The organism is Natrinema sp. LJW11 (assembly GCF_056135975.1).
The window spans coordinates 56,894-75,824 of sequence record NZ_JBWBDM010000001.1; the positions used below are offsets into that span (position 1 = coordinate 56,894).

The window sequence follows — 18,931 nt, forward strand, 5'->3', positions numbered from 1 at the left end:
CCGCTCCCGATTTCCCTCGCTTATCGCCACCACCGTTCTCGTCGTGTGCAGTCTCTTCACGAGTTGCTGTCTGTACCCACACCTGCCTCATACTCATCATCGTCCCATCGGCAGGTAACCAGCCAGTCCGACCGCTCGTCGCCCGGCGTGACCTCGAGTCGGATCGGTCGCTCGAGGCCGGTGACGAATCCGACTGCGAGGAACGAGGCGATCGGGTGATCGAAGCGGTCAACGGCGCCGAACGCGCTGGCAGTGATCGCGATGGTGGCTCGACCCGATTGGACGTCGACGTCCGGGTCGGCGCTGGCCGCCAGTTCGAACTGCTCGACGAGGCCGTCAGCGAGCTGTGTCGCGAGCGGTGCCGGCGCGGTCGCGAGCTCTGCGGTCAGTGCACGTTCGAACCCCTCGAACAGCGTCCCGCCGGTCGGCTCGAGGGAGAGCCCGCGGTGATCGGGATCGGTCAGGAACGGCCCGTCGAGTTCGTCGGGCGCGGGCAACTCGTCGGTCGATCGCTGGGGGACGTACAGGCGCGCATCCTCGGGCTCACCGGCCGGGACGTAAATGCTGTCGTCGGCGAGGCCGAGCTCACCGGCGATGGCGGCCTCGTTGGCCGCCATCGCGGCGTAGATCCGCTCGCCGACGTCCGCGGCGACGAACGTACCCGGCGTCAGGTAGTACGTGAGTACCCCGCCGAACAGTCCCACCGCGGCGAGCGCGAAGAGCACCTCCCGTCCGTCGGGAAACACGACTGCACCGATGGCCGCGACGACGCCGACGAGGGCCAGTCCCGCTGCGGTTCGACGGTATTGTGACTGTCTGGCGCGAACGTACTCGGTCCGTAACCGTTGGTTTTCAGCCGCCAGGAGTTCCGCCCGCGCCGCGGGCTCGAGCGGGTCCTCGTCCGACCCGTCGGCTCGATCCGCGTCCGGGTCAGTCGTCGCGTCCGGGTCAGTCGTCTCGTCTAGATCCGCGTTACTCCCACTCATGAGTCAGTAGCAGGGTCGGCCGTCGATCGGGTCGTTTCGGCGCTCGAGTCAGCCGTCGGCTCGGTCTCGAGCGGTGTCGATGCGTCTCCGTCGTCGCTCCACGGGACGAGGCCGAGTCGAACGAGTTCGAACCGGTGGAGTCCGTACGCGCCGATCCCGAGGAGCACGAGTACCGCGGTGGCGGCGAGCCCGATCGACTGCGTGTCGAGGACGTGCCACGCGGCACCCGCCAGCACGAGCGCGCTGGTGACGGCGACGAGCGCGGTGTGCCCCGGACTCGCGCCCCGACGCAACGGGACGAGCAAGACGAGGACGAACGCGGCTTCCACGAGCACGACGGCGCTCAGTTCGCTCCCCGCCGGAACGACTGCCACGAGCGCGACGTGGCCGGCCGCGAGCGCGTACGGCGGCCCGAGCACGTATCCGACGAGCGCGGTCGCGAGGCCTGCGAGCAGGCCGAGCGGGCCGGCGACGACGCCGAAGACGACGACGAGCGCGGCGAGGGCAACGCCGGTCGGCCAGTCTCGCCCGGTCGCGGCCGGGACCGAGTCGATGCGGGTGCTCACGCGCGCCCACCTCTCGATCTCGATCGCCCCGCCTCGAGGACAGCCGACAGCCGGTCGGCCGGCCCGACCTCGAGGGCGGTGACGTCGTCGAGTTTCGCGAGTTCGCGACGGAACTCCTCGAACGCGAGATACCTGTCGTAGGCCCGCTCGAGATCCGCGAGTCCACCCGGCTCGTAGAGCACCGCGGGAGCGAGCAGGACCGTTACTCGGGACTCGCTCCGTCGTGCGAGCGAGACCGTTTCGTGCAGTTCCGCCGGCCGCGAATCGTCGGTGCAGATGACGGTCCAGGTCGACCCCTTCGTGTTCGTCACCGTCCGCTCGACCGCTCCGTACAGCGGCGTCTCGGCGATCCGTTCCCGGTACACTTCCCGATCGGTATAGAAGGGGCGTAGCGTCCGCGCAAACGCGTCGTCGATTCCCTCGAGGTCGGCGAGCGATCGTCGCACGGCCGCTGGGGCGGGACGGTCCTGACGCGGTGCAGCGGGCCGTCCGCTCCCGTTGCGTGCGATCGGCGAGGTGGTCGTCTCGTCCGAGGGTTGCGATTCGTGTGTCTCGGCCGACCCCGTCGTGGAGGACGACGCAGCCGTCGCGTCCCCCATCGACTGCGGGCCGTCCGGTCGAGAGGCGGTCGCCACGGGCGTGGTGGCCGCCGCCGTCGGCTCGAGTTCGAGCAGGTGGCGGCGGACCGAGCCGTAGTTGACGACCGACGAGGCTATCCCGATATGGTTCGTGATCCCGCCGTCACCGACCGTCACGAGCCCGAGGGGATCGTTGAGCCGGCGTGCGTTGCCCGCAATAACGAGCGCGATCTCTCGGAGCGCCTCGAGTTGCGTCTCGGCTCGCGGGCCGGTCGCGAGCGAGGCGCGGTGGTCGACGACCAGCAGCGTCCGTCGGTCGGTCTCGGCCTCGTATTCGCGGACGTACGGCATTCCGTGACGTGCCGTTGCCTTCCAGTCGATTTGCTTCTCCGTATCGCCCGGTACGTACTCGCGGAGTTCCGCCAGTTCGATCCCCGACCCCGTCTGCCCGGTCTCGTGGGAGCCGTACGAGGCGGCGATCCGGTCACCGCCTTCACCGACGTGGATCGCGCGGGGGCTGGGCGGTTCGACGGCCACGGTTGGCGTCGTCCCCGCGGTGACCGTCTCGCTGAACAGTCCGTCCGTCGCCGTTACGGTCGCGCGATCGAACGAATGACGGCCGGCGATGGGCCAGCGCATCGTTCGCGTTCGATCCGCTCGCTCGACGCTCGGTGCGAGCGTCACGGCGATGGGTTCGGTCGTCGTGGCGCCGACCGGAAGCCCGGCAGTACTCTCGAGCGAGAGAGCCGTCTCGGTTTCGCGCTTCACAGTGAGCGTGACCGGCATCTCGTCTCCGGTACGGATGCTCGTCCGGGCGGTCCACTGCACGACCGACAGCGAGTCGACCGTTCGCTCGAGGTCCCGGGTGAAGCGGTACTGGTGAGCGAGCAGCCACGCGCCGAGGAGGGCCGACCCGGCGAGCAGGATCGGCCGTGCAAACACGACCGCGAGGACGGCGAGCACTGCGACGAGTGCCCCGACCGTCCAGCCGCGGCGCGTGAGATACATGCCTTGACAGATTCCGGTGACGGTGTTGAAAGTACTGGTTGCACTCGGGATTACGGTCCGCGCTCGGCTATCGAGTCGGGCCACACCGTGCTGACCACGAGGTGATGGCACGTGGGAGGGCACGGATCGAGAGAATACCTTATTGGGATGCGTCGCAACTCTCCGGTGTGAACTACGCCGGTGGTCGAGCACTGATCCTCGCTCTGTTCGTCGTCTCCGTGACGATTACCGGCGGGATCGTCATGACGAGTTCGACCGCCGCAGTCGACGGCGACGCCGCTCAGTTCGTTGTGGCCCAGCAAAACGCCACTGACGAGGATCAAAACGAGACGACCCCCCATCGAAATCCCGATGACTACGCCGAGGACGGCGACCTCGCGAGCGTCGAAGGCTGGCTGGCCGATCGGTTGGCGGCCCAGCTCGGCGACGGCGCGATCCAGCTGAGCGAGGGCGAGTACGAGCTCGCCAGTGAGTACGTCGGAGAGGAGTACCGTGATCGGCTAGGTCAGTACGTCGACGTTGCGGGACAGACCGAGGGAGAGAGTCACGAGGAGCAGTTCGAGGACGCCGGCGAGCAGCAGGCTCGGCTGTCCGAAGCCGTTGCGGAGTATCGGGAGACCAAAGACGAGTACGAGGCGGCCCGCGAAGCGGGGAACGAGGAGCGTGCACGGGAACTCGGCCGGGAACTCGAGACGCTCGCGGACGAAATCGAGTCCCTCGGCGGCTCGGTCCGGGAGCGCTACGACGAGATCGAGGCGGGGACGGGCGCTGATCTCTCGGAGCCTGACGCGGCGATCGAGAACGTGACCACGGAGATCCAATCGGAGCAGGCGATCGTTCGGGAACAACAATTTACGGAGACGGAACTGACGCTCACGCCCGACCAGGAGGCGATCTCGTTCCTCGAGCCGCTGGTCGCGACGGGCGAACTGCGGACGGCGGACGGTGCTCCGATTGCAAACGAGGAGATCCGACTCGACGTCGGCAACCACACGGAGCGGGTCACGACGGATTCGGCCGGTGGATTCACCCTCGAGTATCGACCGACCGACGAGCCGCTATCCGCTGACGAACTCGAGATCCGCTACGTCCCCGAATCCCAATCGGCGTATCTGGGTGACGAGACGAACGTCAGCGTCTCGATCGATCAGGTCGATCCGACCGTCTCGCTGGAGGATGCGCCGAGCGAGCTGTCATACGGCGAGCAACACGCCGTCGCGGGCGAGCTTCGCGTCGATGGAATCGCCGTCGACAACGTCTCCCTCGCGGTGACCGTCGACGGGGAGCGAATCGGCACGGCAGCGGTCCAAAACGGCGTGTTTGAAACCTCGGTCTCGCTGCCGGCGGCCGTCGAAGACGGCCAACAGGAACTGAGCGTCCGGCTGCCGTTCGAGGATCGCGCCCTCGCCGCGGCGACCGACGGAACGAACCTGACGGTCCGCGAGACGGAGAGCGCCCTCTCGATCGAGGGACTGTCGGACGGCGACCGTGCGGTGACGGTCAACGGGACACTTGCCACAGCCGATGGCGACGGCATTCGGGGCGAGTCAGTACAGATTCAAATCGACGGTACGACCGTCGGCACCGTCACGACCACCGGGGGCGGGACGTTCGAGGAACGCGTCGCTGTTCCGAACTCGATCGCTGGGGGCGAGGTGACCGTGACCGCGGTCTACGACGGGAGCGGCTCGAACATCGAGGCCGCGACGGCAGAAACGGTCGTTACGATCGGCGACGCGGACACGAAGCTGTCCTCCCCACTCTGGCTCGTCGCCGGATTCCTCGCCGTGATCGCGGTCGGGTTCGGCGTCTGGTGGTATCGTCGTACCGGCGGACCGGACCCTGGGGACGGTGCCGCGGGCGACGGGGAGCCGACAGCGGGCGGACCGACGGCCGGGACGCGACCGGCGGACGCGTCGTCTCCGTCGTCCGACGCCGTCGAACCCCTCCTCGAGCGAGCGAGCGAACAGCTGTCGAACGGCCGGCCGGACGATGCGGCACGAACAGGGTACGCCGCCGTTCGGCGGGCACTGTCGTCGCGGATCGACGGGCCCGACGCGCTGACCCACTGGGAGTTCTATCAGCGGTTTCGAACTGACGACGCGGCGGACGCCGCGTTACTCCGCGACGTCACGCGGGAGTACGAACGTGCCGCGTTCGATCCCGGCGGCGTGTCTTCGGACGAGGCAGCGAGCGTCCTCGAGCGAGCGCGGCAACTGTGCGATCTCGACGAGTCCTCGGACGGCGGGGTTCCGGCGGACGACTGACGGCCCGTTCGCGGGATGCGTCGTGCCCCGTTTGCGGGACGTTACGTTACTCGTTCGTAGCGCTCCTTGGTTCCCTCCCGCTAGCTCTTATTCAGGGAAATAACCAAGAATATGAATGGTATCAATTGTGTGAAAAAGATATAAGCGAGCGGGTGGAGGACGGGAGACGTAGCGCGAATTACCGTTCGAGGTGAGTATGGGTAATACACAATCAACCGACTCAGCGGGCCGTATCGAGCGGGAAACGACATTTCCGCGAGCGGTCGTCCACAAGCGAATCCTGTCCGTCGCGGAAGCGCGACCGGACGCGTCGATGGAAGCTGTCGCCGACGAGGTCACCGGCGCGACCACGTCGCTCGTCGAGCAGGTACTCGACGAGTACGGCGACCCGGGACGCCTCACTGCCGACGATCCCGCATCGGAACTGGACGACGACGATCGAAGTGATGAGGCCGATCTGAGCAGTGATGCCGATCCGAGCGATGATGTCGATTCGAGCGAGGATGCCAACCTGAACGGGGACGGCGGTCCGAGCAGCGACGACGATCGGGGATCGATCGGGGAGGACGACGATTCGATACCCCTGGGGGAGCAGCGTTCGACAGCGGACGACGACCGCGATTCCGGAGTGACCGATTCAGCTATGAGCACCCACGACAGTCCCGACGAGAGTCGACCGCTCGAGACGGCCGATATCACCGAAAAACAACTGGAGACGCTCCACGAAATCGAGCGGCGGCCGAACGCGACGCAGGCGGAGCTCGCGGAGCGACTCGGCGTGACCAGCGCGACCATCAGTCAGCGTGTAAACGGGATCGACGGTTTCGACTGGTCCGAGCGCCAGACGTTCGTCGCGCGGCTGTTCGACCGGTCGGATCCTCCCCTCGAGACGGACGACGCGAGTGCCGATGGGGAAGCCGACGCAGCCGCGGACGAAACCGCGAGCATCGACAACGATCTCGACGAGGGATCGGTCGAGGACGCGTATACCGACGGGACGGGAACCGACGACACGGAACCCGCGGTCCGTGCCGATAGGCCCGACGCGGACACCGCGGTCAGTGCGAGCGGATCCGACGCGGATAGTACGGGAACGGCGCGCGGAACCGAGGAGACCGACTCATCCGATGAAGTCTCTTTCGGGGGCGACTCGCCCGAGGGCGATGCGCTCGAGGCAGACTCCCTCGAGGCCGGCGAGTCCGCGGATCGCGAGGACCGCGCGTCCGGTTCGGACGCCGCGGCGCACGCGTCGGGTCCCGATGCTCGAGACGGTCATCCCTCGACCGGTAGCCCCCTCGCGGACGAGCGTGAGAGCACGGCGACGGCGACGAACGAGGACGACGAAATCGACGAACTCGCTGCACGGGTCGAGGCGCTCGAACGCCAGCTCGCGAGCGACCAGGCAGTCTTCGCGGATCCCGAACTCGTACACAAGGTCGCACACGCCTGTCTCGAGTCCGAACAGATCTCGGACGCCGAGGAATTGCGTATTCTGAAGCAGTTACTCACGACCCGCTAGTGGTCGTACTCTAGTAGCCACGGACAGCGATAGTACATCTCTCGTACGATAGCGTTGCGATCAGTATGGAACGCGTTTCGGTGGCTACTAGGGCGTGACTCGTTCCCTCGAGTGACCGCTATCGTAGTTGACTCCGTTCATCCGAGCAATTACTAGTGGGCCCCATCTAGAACCAATTCGTTTCACCGAGTACTAGTAGTGCAGTCAGAGGTGACAAAGCTGATTAAAGGTGAACAACACGTCAGTCTCTATATTCATCGACCTCGATGACCTCTTTCGTCTCCGCGTGAGTGAGATCGCCGTCTCCAGAGACGACAGGCGCGTCCAGCTCGCGCCCTACGGCTGCAATCAGCGCGTCTACCCCATCGAGGTAGGGGCCCCCAGGCTCAATCTCGTCAGCGATCTCGCCCGCCAACGTCGCCGTTCGCTCATCGACGGTGTAGACTTCGGCCCAAGAAAGGTCTGCACGGGCTCCGTCGACGTCGCCGTTTGGAAGATTCCCTTCGCCAACGAGGATCTCTGCGTACGCCGGGACAGGCATCACCCAGCGGACATCGCTCCCGCCTGCGGATTCATAGAAGTCGCGGGTCTCTTCGATGCCACCCAAATAGTCGATCAGAAACGATGCATCGAGGACCTTCATGCACTGTTCTCGGCCCGTCGGCGCATCCGCTCCTTGCGCTTTTCTTTGGCTTTCCGGCGACCCTCACGGGCGCTCTGTGCTTCCTCACCGGACCAGCGACCAAACCCATCGTAGAAGTCGCCCGCGGTCTTCTCGCCAAGTACACGCTCAAGGACATCGTTGTAGCTCTCGCCTTCGCGCTTCCGTTTCTCCAGTTCGCGTTTCACCGGGTTGCTCACTCGGATCTGCTCATCGGCCGTGCCCATCTTACGTTGACAATCGCGTTGACGCTACTTCGGTCTTTGGTCGGCCTCGTCGAGAAGTGGTGATATTCCGGCGGGTTTTCCAGAGTAGGAGACCGACTGACCATTCGATCTTCCCCCGCGGCGGTTCATCGGCGGTCGAGGCGGTTATCCCGACCCTTGAGGTCGGGGAGGAAGCCGACACTACCTCTCGCAAACCACGCGCGATAACAAGTCCAACTCCCCATACTTGAATAAAATACTATTAAATATCTTCAATCATACTAATGAAATATTGAGGTTGTTCGGAACATTCAAGTCAAACTCGGCGTTTCCAAAGAGGACTACGAGGTCCTCGAGGAGACGTTCGAGCAATTCCGTCAAGCGGCGCAACACGTCGCTGACCACGGATGGGACGACAACCCCTACGAAATCACGGACACGAAGAATACACTCCATGAGGAAACGTATTCTGACGTTCGTGAAAAACTCACCCTGCAATCCAGCCTCGTTCAAAGTGCCCGCAACCTCGCGGCCACAGCACTCGGAAACTGCAAAGGTCGCATCATCGAAGACGGTGAAAAAGCCAGCAAATCCGAATTCCGAGGGAGCGTCGTCGTGTACAACGGTCGAACCATTACGTACAACGACGACCACGTCTCCCTCGCCACTGTTGACGACCGCGTGACTGCCAAATACGTCACCCCAGTCACCGAGGAGGGGACCCCGTTCGAGGACTACTGGACAGACGAATGGGAGAAAGGCGAAGCAACGCTCCATAAACGCGATGGCACGTACTACCTCCACGTCGCCGTGAAGAAAGAAGTCGAACCCGCTGATTCTAGCGACGATGAGTCCGAGAACGGAGTGGTTCTCGGTGTCGATTTGAACGTGGATGGCTACCTCGCCGTCACGTCAACGGGAGCGTTCCTTGGCAATGCAGACTACTTCAACCACAAGCGCGACGAGTATGAACGTCGTCGCGGGAACCTGCAACAGACAGGGGACTCGTTCGGCGCATCTCACCATCAAAAGTATTGGGTCACGGTTCGCTCGATGGAGTGCTAATTACCTCCACAGAGTGTCAAAAGCACTTGTTCGAGAAGCTGTTGAGAACGACTGTACGGCCATCGCGTTCGAGAACCTGAAGCATATCCGAGAGCGCATCTCGAACGCCTCAAAGTTCCAGCAGTGGGCGTTCCGTGAACTCCAACGCCATGTCGAATACAAAGCCGAAGAATACGGTATCGACGTGGACGATGTTGCACCTGCCTATACGAGTCAACGGTGTAGCCACGGGGAGTGTGGGTTCACGCACGAGGATAATCGTGATGGTGACGAATTCGGGTGTCTGAAATGCGGGAAGCAACTGCACGCCGACTATAACGCCGCTCGAAACGTTGGGTGGCGTCTTGTTCAGCACTGGCTCAAGTCTGGTGCTGGACGAGCCACAAGTCAACTGGCTCTGAAGTCAGGGACGTTGAATGCGAATGGTCGATTTCGACCTACTGCCCTTCGCAGTTAGAGCGGGAGTCCACTGACAAGCCTCGGGGCTTGACCCCGAGGCAGTTGACCGGTTCGTTTTTACCCCCGTTGGCAGTACTAGTGGTCGAATGGTTGCGTTCCGGTCGCTCTGGCTCTTGTTACCACGGCCACTCAGACAGTTACCGGCCGATCTCGCCGCGGTGATCGCGCTCGTCGTCGCGACGAACGTCGCCGCACTGGCACCCGTAATTCGAGAGACGCCTCTCCGGGTCCCGCTCGGCCTCGCGTTCGTGTTGTTCGTGCCCGGTTACGCGTTCATCGCAGCGCTGTTTCCCGAGGCCGGCGAGTCGCCGGACCGCTCCGACGAGCCGGACACACCGACCGAGCGCGAGACGGCTGGGAGTGCCGATTCGGACGGCTGGTACGACTCCATCTCCTCGCGGGCCGGGATCGACGGCCTCGAGCGCGTCGCCCTCTCCTTCGGGCTCAGCATCGCCATCGTTCCCCTGATCGGCCTCGTGCTCAACTTCACGCCCTGGGGCATTCGACTCGTCCCGATCGCGGTCTCCGTCAGCGGGTTCACGCTCGTGTCGGCCGCCGTTGCGGTCGGACGCCGGCGAGAGCTCCCGGTCGAGGAGCGGTTTCAGGTGCCCTATCGGGCGTGGTACGCCGCCGGCCGGACGGAGTTACTCGAGCCGGATACGCGCGCGGACGCCGCGCTAAACGTGCTGCTGGTCGTGTCGGTCGTCTTCGCGGTCGGGACCGTCGGCTACGCGGTGATGGTCCCGCCCGACGGCGAGCAGTTCTCGGCGATCTATCTGTTGACCGAGGACGACGACGGCGAGTTGGTCGCCGACGACTATCCGACCGAATTCGTTCAGGGCGAGAGTCAGGAGCTGATCGTCGGGATCGACAATCACGAAGGTGAGCGAACGGAGTACACGGTGGTGGTCCTCGAGCAGGACGTCGAGGTGGTCGAGAACGAGACGGCCCTCGAGGAGGGCGAGGCGAATGCGACGGTCAACGAAACGGTCGTCCGGGAGCAACGCGAACTCGACCGGTTCGAGACCACGGTCGCGAACAACGAGAGCTGGCACCAGCCGTACGACCTCGAGCCGACGATGACCGGCGACAATCAGCGCGTCGTCTGGTTGCTCTTCCCCGGCGGCGACGTGCCGGCCGAGCCCTCGATGGACGACACGGAGTACTCGGTCCACCTCTGGGTAGACGTCTCCGAATCGACGAACTCGAGTACGCAGCCCGCGGCGTCGTAAGTTGAGGGGGCCGGACGAGAGACGGATCGGACGATCGGTAGAGACCGACTTACGGTCGGCTCGCTCACAGGAAGACATTCCTGTCTTTATTTTTCTCTATCTTCTATTATATGAGACAAACGAGCATCGTTCCGGCTCCCGTACTAGGTGATGTATTGACCTAATACCGAACGTTTATGGAATTGTTTCTGGTACGACATAGCCGTCAACGGATCTGCGGTCTCGAATGACCGCCGACTGGATGAGAGCGACGGGAGTAACCGATCGAACCGCTCGAACGGGGGGACGAGGACAACCAGTATGAGTTCATCAGAACACGGAAATCAGAGCCATCCGACGGCAGGAGAATCGACGGCCCAGTCGTTCGAGGACGACTTCGAGCGGGGGGCGGACAGCGAGATCACCGACGACCACGAAGCCGACGACCTCCTCGTCGGCGCGGACAGCGACCAGAAACCGGTGTTGAGCGTGGTAATGCCGACGCTCAACGAAGAAGACGGCGTCGCGGAGTGCATCACACGGGCAAAGACCGCGATCGCCACACTGGGGATGCCCGCCGAGATCATCCTAAGCGACAGTTCGACCGATCGCACGCCCGAGATCGGACGAGAGTTAGGAGCGATCATCTACGAGCCCGATCAGCCGGGGTACGGCTACGCCTACCGGTACGCGTTCGATCGCGCCCGCGGCGACTACATCGTCATGGGTGACGCCGATACGACCTACGACTTCGAACAGATCCCCCGCCTGCTGTCCCATCTTCGCGACGAGGACGGCGATATGGTGATGGGGAGTCGACTCGACGGTGAAATCAAACCCGGAGCGATGCCGTCACTGCATCAGCATATCGGCAATCCGTTCCTGACGAAGTTTCTAAACGTCTTCTACGGGGCCGGCGTCAGCGACGCGCACAGCGGCTTTCGGATCTTCACGAAAGAGGCCTACGAGACGATGGACCTCGAGACGACCGGGATGGAGTTCGCCAGCGAGATGATCATGGAAGCCGGCGCGAAGGATCTCACGATCGTCGAAACCCCGATCGTCTACCACGAGCGGGAGGGCGAGGAGACCCTCGAGAGCTTCCGCGACGGCTGGCGCCACGTCCACTTCATGCTCGTGAACGCGCCCGGCTACCTGTTCTCGGCGCCTGGACTCCTGATGTGTTTGCTCGGAATCAGCGTGATGGGCGTCACGTTCACCGGCACTGCAGTCAACGGCGTCACCCTCGGGCTCCACTCGATGATCGCCGGGAGCCTGTTGACCATCGTCGGCTATCAGATCTCCAGTCTCGGGGTGTTCGCCGCCGTGACGAGCGATCCCATCCGGAAACCCGAAGATCCGATCACGCAGCGCGTGACGGAGTCGCTGTCGCTCGAACACAGTGCGACGGCCGGCCTACTCGTGTTCGCCGTCGGCGGGCTCTACGCGGTAGGCCTGCTCCTCCAGTGGGCGACGAACGGCTTCGCCTCGCTCGAGTTCACGATGGGCGCGATGGCGGCCTTTACGGCGGTCGTCATCGGGCTCCAGACGGTGTTCTCGTCGTTCTTCCTGAGCGCCGTCAATCGGTAACGACAGGGTTCGGGCTCGCTGTTTGACGTTCGAATCAGACTGCTGCGACTATCGTTTTGTCGGCCATCCAGTCGGTTCAGGTACTAGTAGCGCTCGGGACTGGTCACTAGTGCGCTCGGGTTCCGTTCGTCTTGCGGAACACGTCGGGCGGCGGGCGGCAGTTGCCACCGTTCTCGAGCGTCGACGCAGTCGGTTCGCGGATCGGTGTCTTCGTCGCGTTGTCCGGCGGAGCCGGTCCGAATCGGTTTACAGGTGGTCGAAAACACGGGCGGAACCGGCAGCCGGTCACCAGAACTGCGCGCCGGGCGTGTCGCAGGCGTCGCAGATCACGGCATCGTTTCCCTTGTAGGTGTCGCGGACCAGTTCCCCGTCCTCACAGAACGAACACTCCTGGCCCTCGAGTGCGGCGATCGCCGGCTGCGAGGGCTGATCGCGTTCCTGTCGTTGCATATTATCTCGCACGTCGCCGCAGCCGCGGATAAAACCATGGGCCCGTTCCCAACGATTCCACTCGAGGAACCGGAATACTAGGGCAGCGCGGAATCGCGCGGTGGGCTATTCAGCGCGACGCGTCTGGGTCCGCCGGCGTGACCGGAATGGTGTCGCCCGTCGACTCGGCGGGCGGTTTCGTCTCCCTCCCCGTCGGCGAGTAGTGCTCCCGCACGTACTCCCGTCCGAACGGGTGGTTGAGCAGGCCCCAGTACAGCATCGCCCGGTGCAGTCGGAGCCCGATGCGTTTGCGCACGTTCATGGGTGAACGAGGTCATGGGATCCACTTAGCCGTTCGTAGCGTTTCGAGCCGCGTATCGAGACGTGAGTCGTCGCGAATTGCGGTCGTTCGGGGCTTGCTCTAGTTGTATCCCCCGCTCGGTCGTCGAGGACCGTCCGAACTGTTGGCCACGCACAGATACCGAACGGCGTGGAAATACTCGTCAGAGGCGAACAATTACTTGATGTGTGAACGTATACCACCCATGGAGATGGACGGACGAACGGCGCTCGTCACCGGTGCGAGCAGAAATATCGGACGAGCGATCGCAGTGAAACTGGCCGAACAGGGAGCAGACGTCGGCGTTGTCGCTCACACAAACCGGGAGGGGTGTGAAGAAACCGCCAGACGTGTTCAAGCGGCGGGTGGCGAAGCGGCCATCGCACTTGGCGATTTAGGGGCGCCCAGCGCCGTCGAGGAGTTGGTTCGCACGATCCGTTCGGAACTCGGGCCGATCGACACGCTCGTGAACAACGCCACCTACAGACCGGTAAAACCCCTCCTCGACCTGACCGTTGACGATATCGATCGGGCGATGAACGTGAATTTCCGCGGGAACCTTCTCACGTCTCAGCACGTCATTCCCGACATGCTGGATCACGGTGGCGGTTCGATAGTCAACGTGACCGGTGCGATGGTGTATCTGGGTCGTCCGAATCACGCTCACTCGTACGGAACGAAGTTCGCAATCGAGGGCCTGACCAGACAGTTGGCGAGCGAGTTCGGACGAGACGGCGTCCGCGTCAATGCCGTCTCACCCGGACTCATCGAGGTCGGTCGGGACCAAACCGACGAGTGGGAACGGGCGAAGGACGCGATCCTCGAGGCGACGCCGCTCGGTCGAATCGGAACCGTCGACGAGATCGCCGACGTCTGTTCATTTGTAGCGTCCGAGCGAGCGTCGTTCATTACCGGGCAAGTGATTCACGCCAACGGTGGAACGTATCCGATTCCGCGGATCTTACCGGATCGGTCGTAGATCACGGCAGGCGATTTACCCGTCAGCGCCCTCAAACACCGCTGTCTGGCTCGATTGCTTCGCTCGAGCAGCAGGCAGGGCTCGAGGGTCGGTATACTGTCGCGTGTTCGAGCGTTGAGCTGCAACCGGCGTCCACGGGCGAATGGACTACTCCGTTGGCGGACGGATCTGCCATCAGCTCGAGGGATAATCAGCGCCGCGACGGTCCCACCACCCCCGCTTTGTATCGCAGCGGGTCGAACGATGAACCGATGAGCCTCGCCCTGACACACTTCGCGGTCGGCGCGACCGGTGCAACGCTCCTCCTAGCGTATCTCCCCGTCCGGACGCGATACGACGCCCCGATCGTCGTCGCGAGCGGCTGCTGGGCGCTGTTGCCCGACGTCTGGCGCGTGACGCCGATCTATCGCGGGGCCGTCCGCGAGCTGAGTCACTCGGCGCTGGGGAACGTCTGCTGGCTCCACGCCGTCTTCGACCGCGCCGATCCCACCGAGTCGGCTCGGCTCGCGGCCGTCGCGCTCGGCGTCTATCTGCTAGTTACCGTTATCTACGCCGAACGACGCGGCGACGGGCCGGCCGGCCACCGCGAGCGGCGGTGAGGATGCCCGCTGGCGCGGGGCTCGTCCGGGGATCAGCGGGGACTCTACGGGCGAGAAGCTGTCCCAGCTCGAGCGGCGAGGAGCGCGCACGATCGTCGACCGATCGGTTCCCGGCTCAGCCCGCCGTCGGTGATCCCGTTTCGACGCTCGAGGAGCCGGCGGCCGTCCACGACGACCCGGGTTGCGTCGACCGCTTCGGCGGGGGCGCAGCCCGCGAGCTCGGTCGCGCGGGTAGCCTCGGCTGGATCAGTCGTCGGCGACACGAACGAGTTGTTTGCCCACGTTCGTCCCGTCGAACAGCCCCAGGAACGAGTCGGCAGCGGTTTCGATGCCGTCACTGACCGTCTCGCGATACTGGAGTCGGTCAGCCTCGACCCACCGCCGGAGCCGCGCCTCGATATGGCCGAACCGATCGGCGTGATCGCTGACGATAAACCCCTCGACGCGCGTGCGGGTCCGTTGGTGGAAGTGCCGTGGCCCGGACAGTCGGTCGTCGCCCGCTTCCGCGTTGTAGAGGGCGATCTTCCCGCAGACGGCCACTCGAGAGTGATCGACGAGGTGGTCCATGACGGCATCGCTTACCTCTCCGCCGACGTTCTCGAAGTAGAGGTCGACGCCGCGCGGGCAGGCGTCGGCGACCGCCGCCGAGAGGTCGTCGGTCGTGCGGTAGTTGATCGCCGCGTCGAAGCCGCAATCGCCGGTGAGCCAGTCGGCCTTCTCGTCTCGACCCGTGATCCCGACCACGCGGCAGCCGGCAATCCGCGCGATCTGGCCGGCGACGGAGCCGACCGCGCCGGCCGCGGCGGAGACGACGACCGTGTCACCGGGTTCGACCCCGCCGACGTCGACGGTGCCGACGTAGGCGGTCCGGCCGGGCATGCCCAGGACGTGCAGCGCCGTCGAACTCGGTGCCATCCCCGTGTCGACCGACTCGAGGGCTGTGCCGTCGACGGCCGCGTACTCGGCCCAGTACAGGTTGCCCGAGACGCTGTCGCCGGCCTCGAACGCGGCGTGGTTCGACTCGACGACCGTGCCGACGGCCCGCGCCCGCATCGGCTCGCCGACGGGCCACGGGTCGGCGTAGGACTCGCTGTCGCGCATCCGACCGCGCATATACGGATCGACTGAGAGGTACTCGGTCCGGACGAGGACCTCCTCGGGTCCCGGCTCGGGCATCGGCTCCTCGGTCAGTTCGAAATTCTCGGCCGTCGGTTCGCCGGTCGGTCTGCTCTCGAGGCGCCACTGCCGATTGCTCTTTGATACCATGGCTCTCGACCACTTCGGCGGCCGCGGTCATGACGGTGGTGATAGGAGCAACCGGGACGTGACCACGCACCCTGACGGTGCTCTCGTTTCGTCCGTCGTATTCATTCGGCCACGTCGTCGAGCGTCGCGAGCGCATACAGATCGAGCAGACTGAGCACGAGGATCGCGAGCGGCATGGCCACGTCGCCGAAGTCGACCGTCTCGAGGCGGAGCGCGGTGACGAGGAACGGGTCGGTGACCGACCCCGCAGCGAGGAGCGTGCCGGAGCTGAGAACCACGAACGCAGCCCCGTACAGCGCCACCCAGGTGCAGCCCCGCGCCCACTGGCCGCGGTAGACGTGGCCGGCGCCCGGCCAGCACGCGGCCAGGAGATACGCTGGCCACGGTTGTATCCGCGCACCGAGCCGACCCACGGTCGCCACGGTCCGTCTCGAGAGGGAATCGTCGCCCGTCGGCTGTGATCCGGTCTCCGTTCCGGTGGGTGTCGACCCTGACGTAGCCATACCAACCGCGTCCTCATTCAGGCCCTAAAACGTCAGTCAGACGCTTGCATGACGAGTTCCACACCAGCGAGATCGCTAGTGCTGCACGAAAGACGGCTTGAGTCTGCAACGTGGAAGATACGATCCCGTCGCTTGCGTCGGCAGGCCGCACCGACAACCCGTTCGTTCCCGATATCGTGAGTATGCTCGGCGCAATACGATCGATACTCAAAGAAGCGATCAGCCTCGTTATCGCAATCATCACGTTCCCGCTGCGCGCGCTCCGTCGGTTGCTGTAGCCGACGCGCGGTCGCTTCTCGGTTCCGGCACGCTCCGCATTCTTCCGCCAGTTCGACGCCGACGGCCGCCGCCGCGCTCACCGGTGGCCTCGAGTTGCCCGCGGCGACGATCCGACGACGCTCGTGCTGCCGAGCACGCTTGCGTCTCGCGGTCAGTGTCTACTAGAGGATCTCCTGGGGATACCCGACCGGAACCATCATGTGTCGGCATGGTGCACTCTCTAGCAATGAAAGCCGTCGTACTCGCCGCCGGGGAAGGAACGCGTCTCCGGCCACTGACCGAGGACAAGCCCAAGGGGATGGTCGAGGTCGACGGGGAGCCGATCCTCACCCACTGTTTCGACCAGTTGGCCGCGCTCGGTGCCGACGAGCTGATCGTCGTCGTCGGGTATCTGAAGGAGGTGATCATCGACCACTACGGCGACGAATACGAGGGGATTCCGATCACCTACGCCCACCAGCGCGACCAACAGGGGCTGGCCCACGCGCTGTTGATGGTCGAGGAGCACATCGACGACGACTTCATGCTGATGCTCGGGGACAACGTGTTTCAGGCGAACCTCGAGGACGTCATGCGTCGGCAACAGGAGGACCGCGCGGACGCGGCGTTCCTGGTTGAGGAAGTCCCGTGGGAGGAAGCGGATCGGTACGGGGTCTGTGATACGAATAAGTTCGGCGAGATCACTGACGTGGTGGAGAAACCCGACGATCCGCCATCGAATCTGGTGATGACCGGGTTCTACACGTTTACGCCGGCAATCTTCCACGCCTGTCATTTGGTCCAGCCCTCGAATCGCGGGGAGTACGAGATCAGCGAGGCGATCGATCTGCTGATTCAGAGCGGGCGGACGATCGATGCGATTGGATTGGAAGGGTGGCGGATCGACGTGGGGTATCCGGAGGATCGGGAAGAGGCAGAGGAACGACTGCAAGCGCGCTCCGAATCGGCGACGGAAACGGTCTCCGACTGAGTCAGAGTTCTACTCCTGGCCGATCGACGTGTTTTCGAGATATCGCTCGACGTAGGGATGGAGATCCTCGTCGTCGAACGGCGGCGCGAAGACACGGAACTGGCTGTGTTGATCGTCCGATTCCTCGACGTTCCCGAGGGGTTCGACGATGAACGCAGTGGCGAGGTAGTGTTTGCTGTCGACGCCGTCGACGTCTGACGTCTCGTAGAAGTGTTCGAACGTCCCGAGTTGTTCCTGAATCTCGACCTCACAGCCGAGTTCCATCTCCGCGACTCGCTGCACGGCGTCGGTCAATCGTTCGTTTTTGAGGACGGTCCCACCGGGGACGAACCACTCGCCCTTGGCCGGTTCGTTTTCACGCAATCCCAGTAGCACGCCGTCATCGTATTTCACGACGAGGTCGACCGAGACGATCGGGACGTTCTCGACGATCGTTTCCCAGTTGTCACCTTGCACCCACCGCTCATCTTCTGGCATTTGTTCTCGGGGGTTAGAGATAGTATTCGACGGCTCGTTCGAGCCCCGCTTCGAACGACCACGACGGTTCCCAGCCGAGGCGTTCGATTTTGGCCGTTTCAAGCGCATACCGCTGGTCGTGGCCCGCGCGGTCCTCGACGAAGGAAATCTGGTCTTCGGAGCCACCGACCGCGTCGAGAATCGCCTCGGTTACCTCGAGGTTCGTCCGCTCTTCGCCCGAGCCGATGTTGTACACCTCGCCGGGGACACCCTTGCGGAGGACGAGGTCGAGCGCCTGACAGTTGTCCTCGACGTAGATCCACTCACGGATGTTCGATCCATCACCGTACACGGGAAGGTCGTCACCGGCTGCCCCGTTTCGGATGAACTTCGGGATGAGTTTCTCGGGGTGCTGGCGGGGACCGAAGTTGTTACAGGTTCGGGTGATCAGCACGGGCAGCCCATGGGTCGTTTCGTAGCTCTTGGCCAGTAGATCGGCGCTGGCTTTCGTCGCGGCGTAGGGATTTCGCGGATTCAGTCGGTCGTCCTCGCTGAAGGTGCCATCGAGGATCTGGCCGTACACTTCGTCGGTCGAGATCTGGAGGAATCGATCAATATCCGTATCAACGGCGGCGTCAAGGAGGACTTGGGTTCCCTCGACGTTCGTCGAGACGAACGGGGCCGCTCCTTCGATGGACCGATCAACGTGCGATTCGGCGGCGAAGTTGACGATTGCGTCCACATCCGAAACGAGATCCTCGACGAGCTCTCGATCACGGATGTCTCCCTCGACGAACTTGTGCTGTGGATGATCAAGGACTCCTTCGAGATTGTCGAGCGATCCCGCGTAGGTCAGCGCGTCGAGCGTGACGACATCGTCCTCGCGGTTCTCAAGGAGATAGCGGACGTAGTTGGAGCCGATAAAGCCTGCTCCCCCAGTAACGAGTATTCGCATACGATCATGTGCACCCCAGCACATATTTACAGTTTCGGG

General features: G+C 64.0%; 18 protein-coding genes and 1 pseudogene. 8 read left to right on the forward strand and 11 right to left on the reverse strand.

What is annotated here, in order from left to right:
• Positions 1 to 56 precede the first annotated feature (56 nt).
• Genes AC0QDI_RS00310 through AC0QDI_RS00320 form a run of 3 tightly spaced genes read right to left on the reverse strand, consistent with a single transcriptional unit; the run spans position 57 to position 3,138 of the window.
• Positions 57 to 986: a DUF7982 domain-containing protein gene (locus AC0QDI_RS00310; protein ID WP_474664118.1), complete on the reverse strand. Its 930-nt coding sequence runs from the start codon at positions 984 to 986 to the stop codon at positions 57 to 59.
• Positions 983 to 1,552 carry a DUF8163 family membrane protein gene (locus AC0QDI_RS00315; protein ID WP_474664120.1) on the reverse strand — a complete coding sequence of 190 codons (570 nt, stop codon included), beginning with the start codon at positions 1,550 to 1,552 and terminating at the stop codon, positions 983 to 985. Before AC0QDI_RS00315 ends, AC0QDI_RS00310 begins: the two co-directional genes overlap by 4 nt.
• Positions 1,549 to 3,138, reverse strand: a complete 1,590-nt coding sequence (locus AC0QDI_RS00320; RefSeq protein ID WP_474664122.1) for a DUF58 domain-containing protein — start codon at positions 3,136 to 3,138, stop codon at positions 1,549 to 1,551. The genes AC0QDI_RS00315 and AC0QDI_RS00320 overlap by 4 nt, the downstream gene beginning before the upstream one ends.
• Positions 3,139 to 3,305: 167 nt before the next feature.
• Between AC0QDI_RS00320 and AC0QDI_RS00325 the strand changes: the two genes are divergently transcribed.
• Both AC0QDI_RS00325 and AC0QDI_RS00330 read left to right on the forward strand, forming a co-directional pair.
• On the forward strand, positions 3,306 to 5,405 hold the full coding sequence (locus tag AC0QDI_RS00325) for a DUF4129 domain-containing protein (RefSeq protein ID WP_474664124.1): 2,100 nt from the start codon (positions 3,306 to 3,308) through the stop codon (positions 5,403 to 5,405).
• Between the two features lie 196 nt (positions 5,406 to 5,601).
• Entirely contained in the window at positions 5,602 to 6,924 is a 1,323-nt protein-coding gene (locus AC0QDI_RS00330; protein WP_474664126.1) for a MarR family transcriptional regulator, read from the forward strand.
• A 241-nt stretch (positions 6,925 to 7,165) separates the two neighbouring features.
• Here the strand turns inward: AC0QDI_RS00330 and AC0QDI_RS00335 are convergent, their stop codons facing one another.
• The gene (locus AC0QDI_RS00335) at positions 7,166 to 7,567 is read right to left on the reverse strand and encodes a PIN domain-containing protein (protein ID WP_474664127.1); all 402 of its coding nucleotides are present in this window, start codon (positions 7,565 to 7,567) and stop codon (positions 7,166 to 7,168) included.
• The gene (locus tag AC0QDI_RS00340) at positions 7,564 to 7,812 is read right to left on the reverse strand and encodes an antitoxin VapB family protein (protein WP_474664129.1); all 249 of its coding nucleotides are present in this window, start codon (positions 7,810 to 7,812) and stop codon (positions 7,564 to 7,566) included. The genes AC0QDI_RS00335 and AC0QDI_RS00340 overlap by 4 nt, the downstream gene beginning before the upstream one ends.
• A gap of 270 nt (positions 7,813 to 8,082) precedes the next feature.
• Between AC0QDI_RS00340 and AC0QDI_RS00345 the strand changes: the two are divergent.
• The 3 genes and pseudogenes from AC0QDI_RS00345 (at position 8,083) to AC0QDI_RS00355 (ending at position 12,116) form a co-directional block, all read left to right on the forward strand.
• Positions 8,083 to 9,313 (forward strand): annotated as a pseudogene (locus tag AC0QDI_RS00345) (RNA-guided endonuclease InsQ/TnpB family protein).
• An 88-nt stretch (positions 9,314 to 9,401) separates the two neighbouring features.
• On the forward strand, positions 9,402 to 10,547 hold the full coding sequence (locus AC0QDI_RS00350) for a DUF1616 domain-containing protein (RefSeq protein WP_474664131.1): 1,146 nt from the start codon (positions 9,402 to 9,404) through the stop codon (positions 10,545 to 10,547).
• Positions 10,548 to 10,847: 300 nt separating this feature from the next.
• Complete coding sequence (locus tag AC0QDI_RS00355) at positions 10,848 to 12,116, forward strand: glycosyltransferase family 2 protein (RefSeq protein ID WP_474664133.1); 1,269 nt, start codon at positions 10,848 to 10,850, stop codon at positions 12,114 to 12,116.
• Between the two features lie 285 nt (positions 12,117 to 12,401).
• On the opposite strand, the gene AC0QDI_RS00360 is transcribed toward AC0QDI_RS00355, so the two are convergent.
• Together AC0QDI_RS00360 and AC0QDI_RS00365 are read right to left on the reverse strand one after the other, a co-directional pair.
• Positions 12,402 to 12,566, reverse strand: a complete 165-nt coding sequence (locus AC0QDI_RS00360) for an HVO_A0556 family zinc finger protein (protein WP_474664135.1) — start codon at positions 12,564 to 12,566, stop codon at positions 12,402 to 12,404.
• A 109-nt stretch (positions 12,567 to 12,675) separates the two neighbouring features.
• Complete coding sequence (locus AC0QDI_RS00365) at positions 12,676 to 12,867, reverse strand: hypothetical protein (protein WP_474664137.1); 192 nt, start codon at positions 12,865 to 12,867, stop codon at positions 12,676 to 12,678.
• Positions 12,868 to 13,090: 223 nt separating this feature from the next.
• Between AC0QDI_RS00365 and AC0QDI_RS00370 the strand changes: the two genes are divergently transcribed.
• Positions 13,091 to 13,864: an SDR family NAD(P)-dependent oxidoreductase gene (locus tag AC0QDI_RS00370; RefSeq protein ID WP_474664139.1), complete on the forward strand. Its 774-nt coding sequence runs from the start codon at positions 13,091 to 13,093 to the stop codon at positions 13,862 to 13,864.
• 251 nt (positions 13,865 to 14,115) lie between these two features.
• A complete protein-coding gene (locus AC0QDI_RS00375) occupies positions 14,116 to 14,463 on the forward strand; it encodes a hypothetical protein (RefSeq protein WP_474664141.1) in 348 nt (115 codons plus the stop codon).
• 246 nt (positions 14,464 to 14,709) lie between these two features.
• On the opposite strand, the gene AC0QDI_RS00380 is transcribed toward AC0QDI_RS00375, so the two are convergent.
• Both AC0QDI_RS00380 and AC0QDI_RS00385 read right to left on the reverse strand, forming a co-directional pair.
• Positions 14,710 to 15,729, reverse strand: coding sequence for an NADP-dependent oxidoreductase (locus AC0QDI_RS00380; RefSeq protein ID WP_474664143.1), 1,020 nt, complete (start codon positions 15,727 to 15,729; stop codon positions 14,710 to 14,712).
• Positions 15,730 to 15,830: 101 nt separating this feature from the next.
• Positions 15,831 to 16,232: a hypothetical protein gene (locus AC0QDI_RS00385; RefSeq protein ID WP_474664145.1), complete on the reverse strand. Its 402-nt coding sequence runs from the start codon at positions 16,230 to 16,232 to the stop codon at positions 15,831 to 15,833.
• A gap of 505 nt (positions 16,233 to 16,737) precedes the next feature.
• Here AC0QDI_RS00385 and aglF point away from each other — a divergent pair.
• Positions 16,738 to 17,481, forward strand: coding sequence for a UTP--glucose-1-phosphate uridylyltransferase AglF (gene aglF / locus AC0QDI_RS00390; RefSeq protein WP_474664147.1), 744 nt, complete (start codon positions 16,738 to 16,740; stop codon positions 17,479 to 17,481).
• Between the two features lie 9 nt (positions 17,482 to 17,490).
• Here the strand turns inward: aglF and AC0QDI_RS00395 are convergent, their stop codons facing one another.
• Both AC0QDI_RS00395 and rfbB read right to left on the reverse strand, forming a co-directional pair.
• Entirely contained in the window at positions 17,491 to 17,958 is a 468-nt protein-coding gene (locus AC0QDI_RS00395) for a GDP-mannose mannosyl hydrolase (protein WP_474664149.1), read from the reverse strand.
• Between the two features lie 13 nt (positions 17,959 to 17,971).
• Complete coding sequence (rfbB, locus tag AC0QDI_RS00400; protein WP_474664151.1) at positions 17,972 to 18,892, reverse strand: dTDP-glucose 4,6-dehydratase; 921 nt, start codon at positions 18,890 to 18,892, stop codon at positions 17,972 to 17,974.
• Between the last annotated feature and the right edge of the window lie 39 nt (positions 18,893 to 18,931).

Bases quoted from the DNA above. Each gene is read 5' to 3' on its own strand.
- AC0QDI_RS00330 (WP_474664126.1), top strand. From the start codon at position 5,602: ATGGGTAATACACAATCAACCGACTCAGCGGGCCGTATCGAGCGGGAA.
- AC0QDI_RS00310 (WP_474664118.1), bottom strand. From the start codon at position 986: ATGAGTGGGAGTAACGCGGATCTAGACGAGACGACTGACCCGGACGCG.
- AC0QDI_RS00380 (WP_474664143.1), bottom strand. From the start codon at position 15,729: ATGGTATCAAAGAGCAATCGGCAGTGGCGCCTCGAGAGCAGACCGACC.
- AC0QDI_RS00365 (WP_474664137.1), bottom strand. From the start codon at position 12,867: ATGAACGTGCGCAAACGCATCGGGCTCCGACTGCACCGGGCGATGCTG.
- AC0QDI_RS00360 (WP_474664135.1), bottom strand. From the start codon at position 12,566: ATGCAACGACAGGAACGCGATCAGCCCTCGCAGCCGGCGATCGCCGCA.
- AC0QDI_RS00340 (WP_474664129.1), bottom strand. From the start codon at position 7,812: ATGGGCACGGCCGATGAGCAGATCCGAGTGAGCAACCCGGTGAAACGC.
- AC0QDI_RS00385 (WP_474664145.1), bottom strand. From the start codon at position 16,232: ATGGCTACGTCAGGGTCGACACCCACCGGAACGGAGACCGGATCACAG.
- AC0QDI_RS00355 (WP_474664133.1), top strand. From the start codon at position 10,848: ATGAGTTCATCAGAACACGGAAATCAGAGCCATCCGACGGCAGGAGAA.
- AC0QDI_RS00335 (WP_474664127.1), bottom strand. From the start codon at position 7,567: ATGAAGGTCCTCGATGCATCGTTTCTGATCGACTATTTGGGTGGCATC.
- rfbB (WP_474664151.1), bottom strand. From the start codon at position 18,892: ATGCGAATACTCGTTACTGGGGGAGCAGGCTTTATCGGCTCCAACTAC.
- AC0QDI_RS00375 (WP_474664141.1), top strand. From the start codon at position 14,116: ATGAGCCTCGCCCTGACACACTTCGCGGTCGGCGCGACCGGTGCAACG.
- AC0QDI_RS00350 (WP_474664131.1), top strand. From the start codon at position 9,402: ATGGTTGCGTTCCGGTCGCTCTGGCTCTTGTTACCACGGCCACTCAGA.
- aglF (WP_474664147.1), top strand. From the start codon at position 16,738: ATGAAAGCCGTCGTACTCGCCGCCGGGGAAGGAACGCGTCTCCGGCCA.
- AC0QDI_RS00395 (WP_474664149.1), bottom strand. From the start codon at position 17,958: ATGCCAGAAGATGAGCGGTGGGTGCAAGGTGACAACTGGGAAACGATC.
- AC0QDI_RS00370 (WP_474664139.1), top strand. From the start codon at position 13,091: ATGGAGATGGACGGACGAACGGCGCTCGTCACCGGTGCGAGCAGAAAT.
- AC0QDI_RS00320 (WP_474664122.1), bottom strand. From the start codon at position 3,138: ATGTATCTCACGCGCCGCGGCTGGACGGTCGGGGCACTCGTCGCAGTG.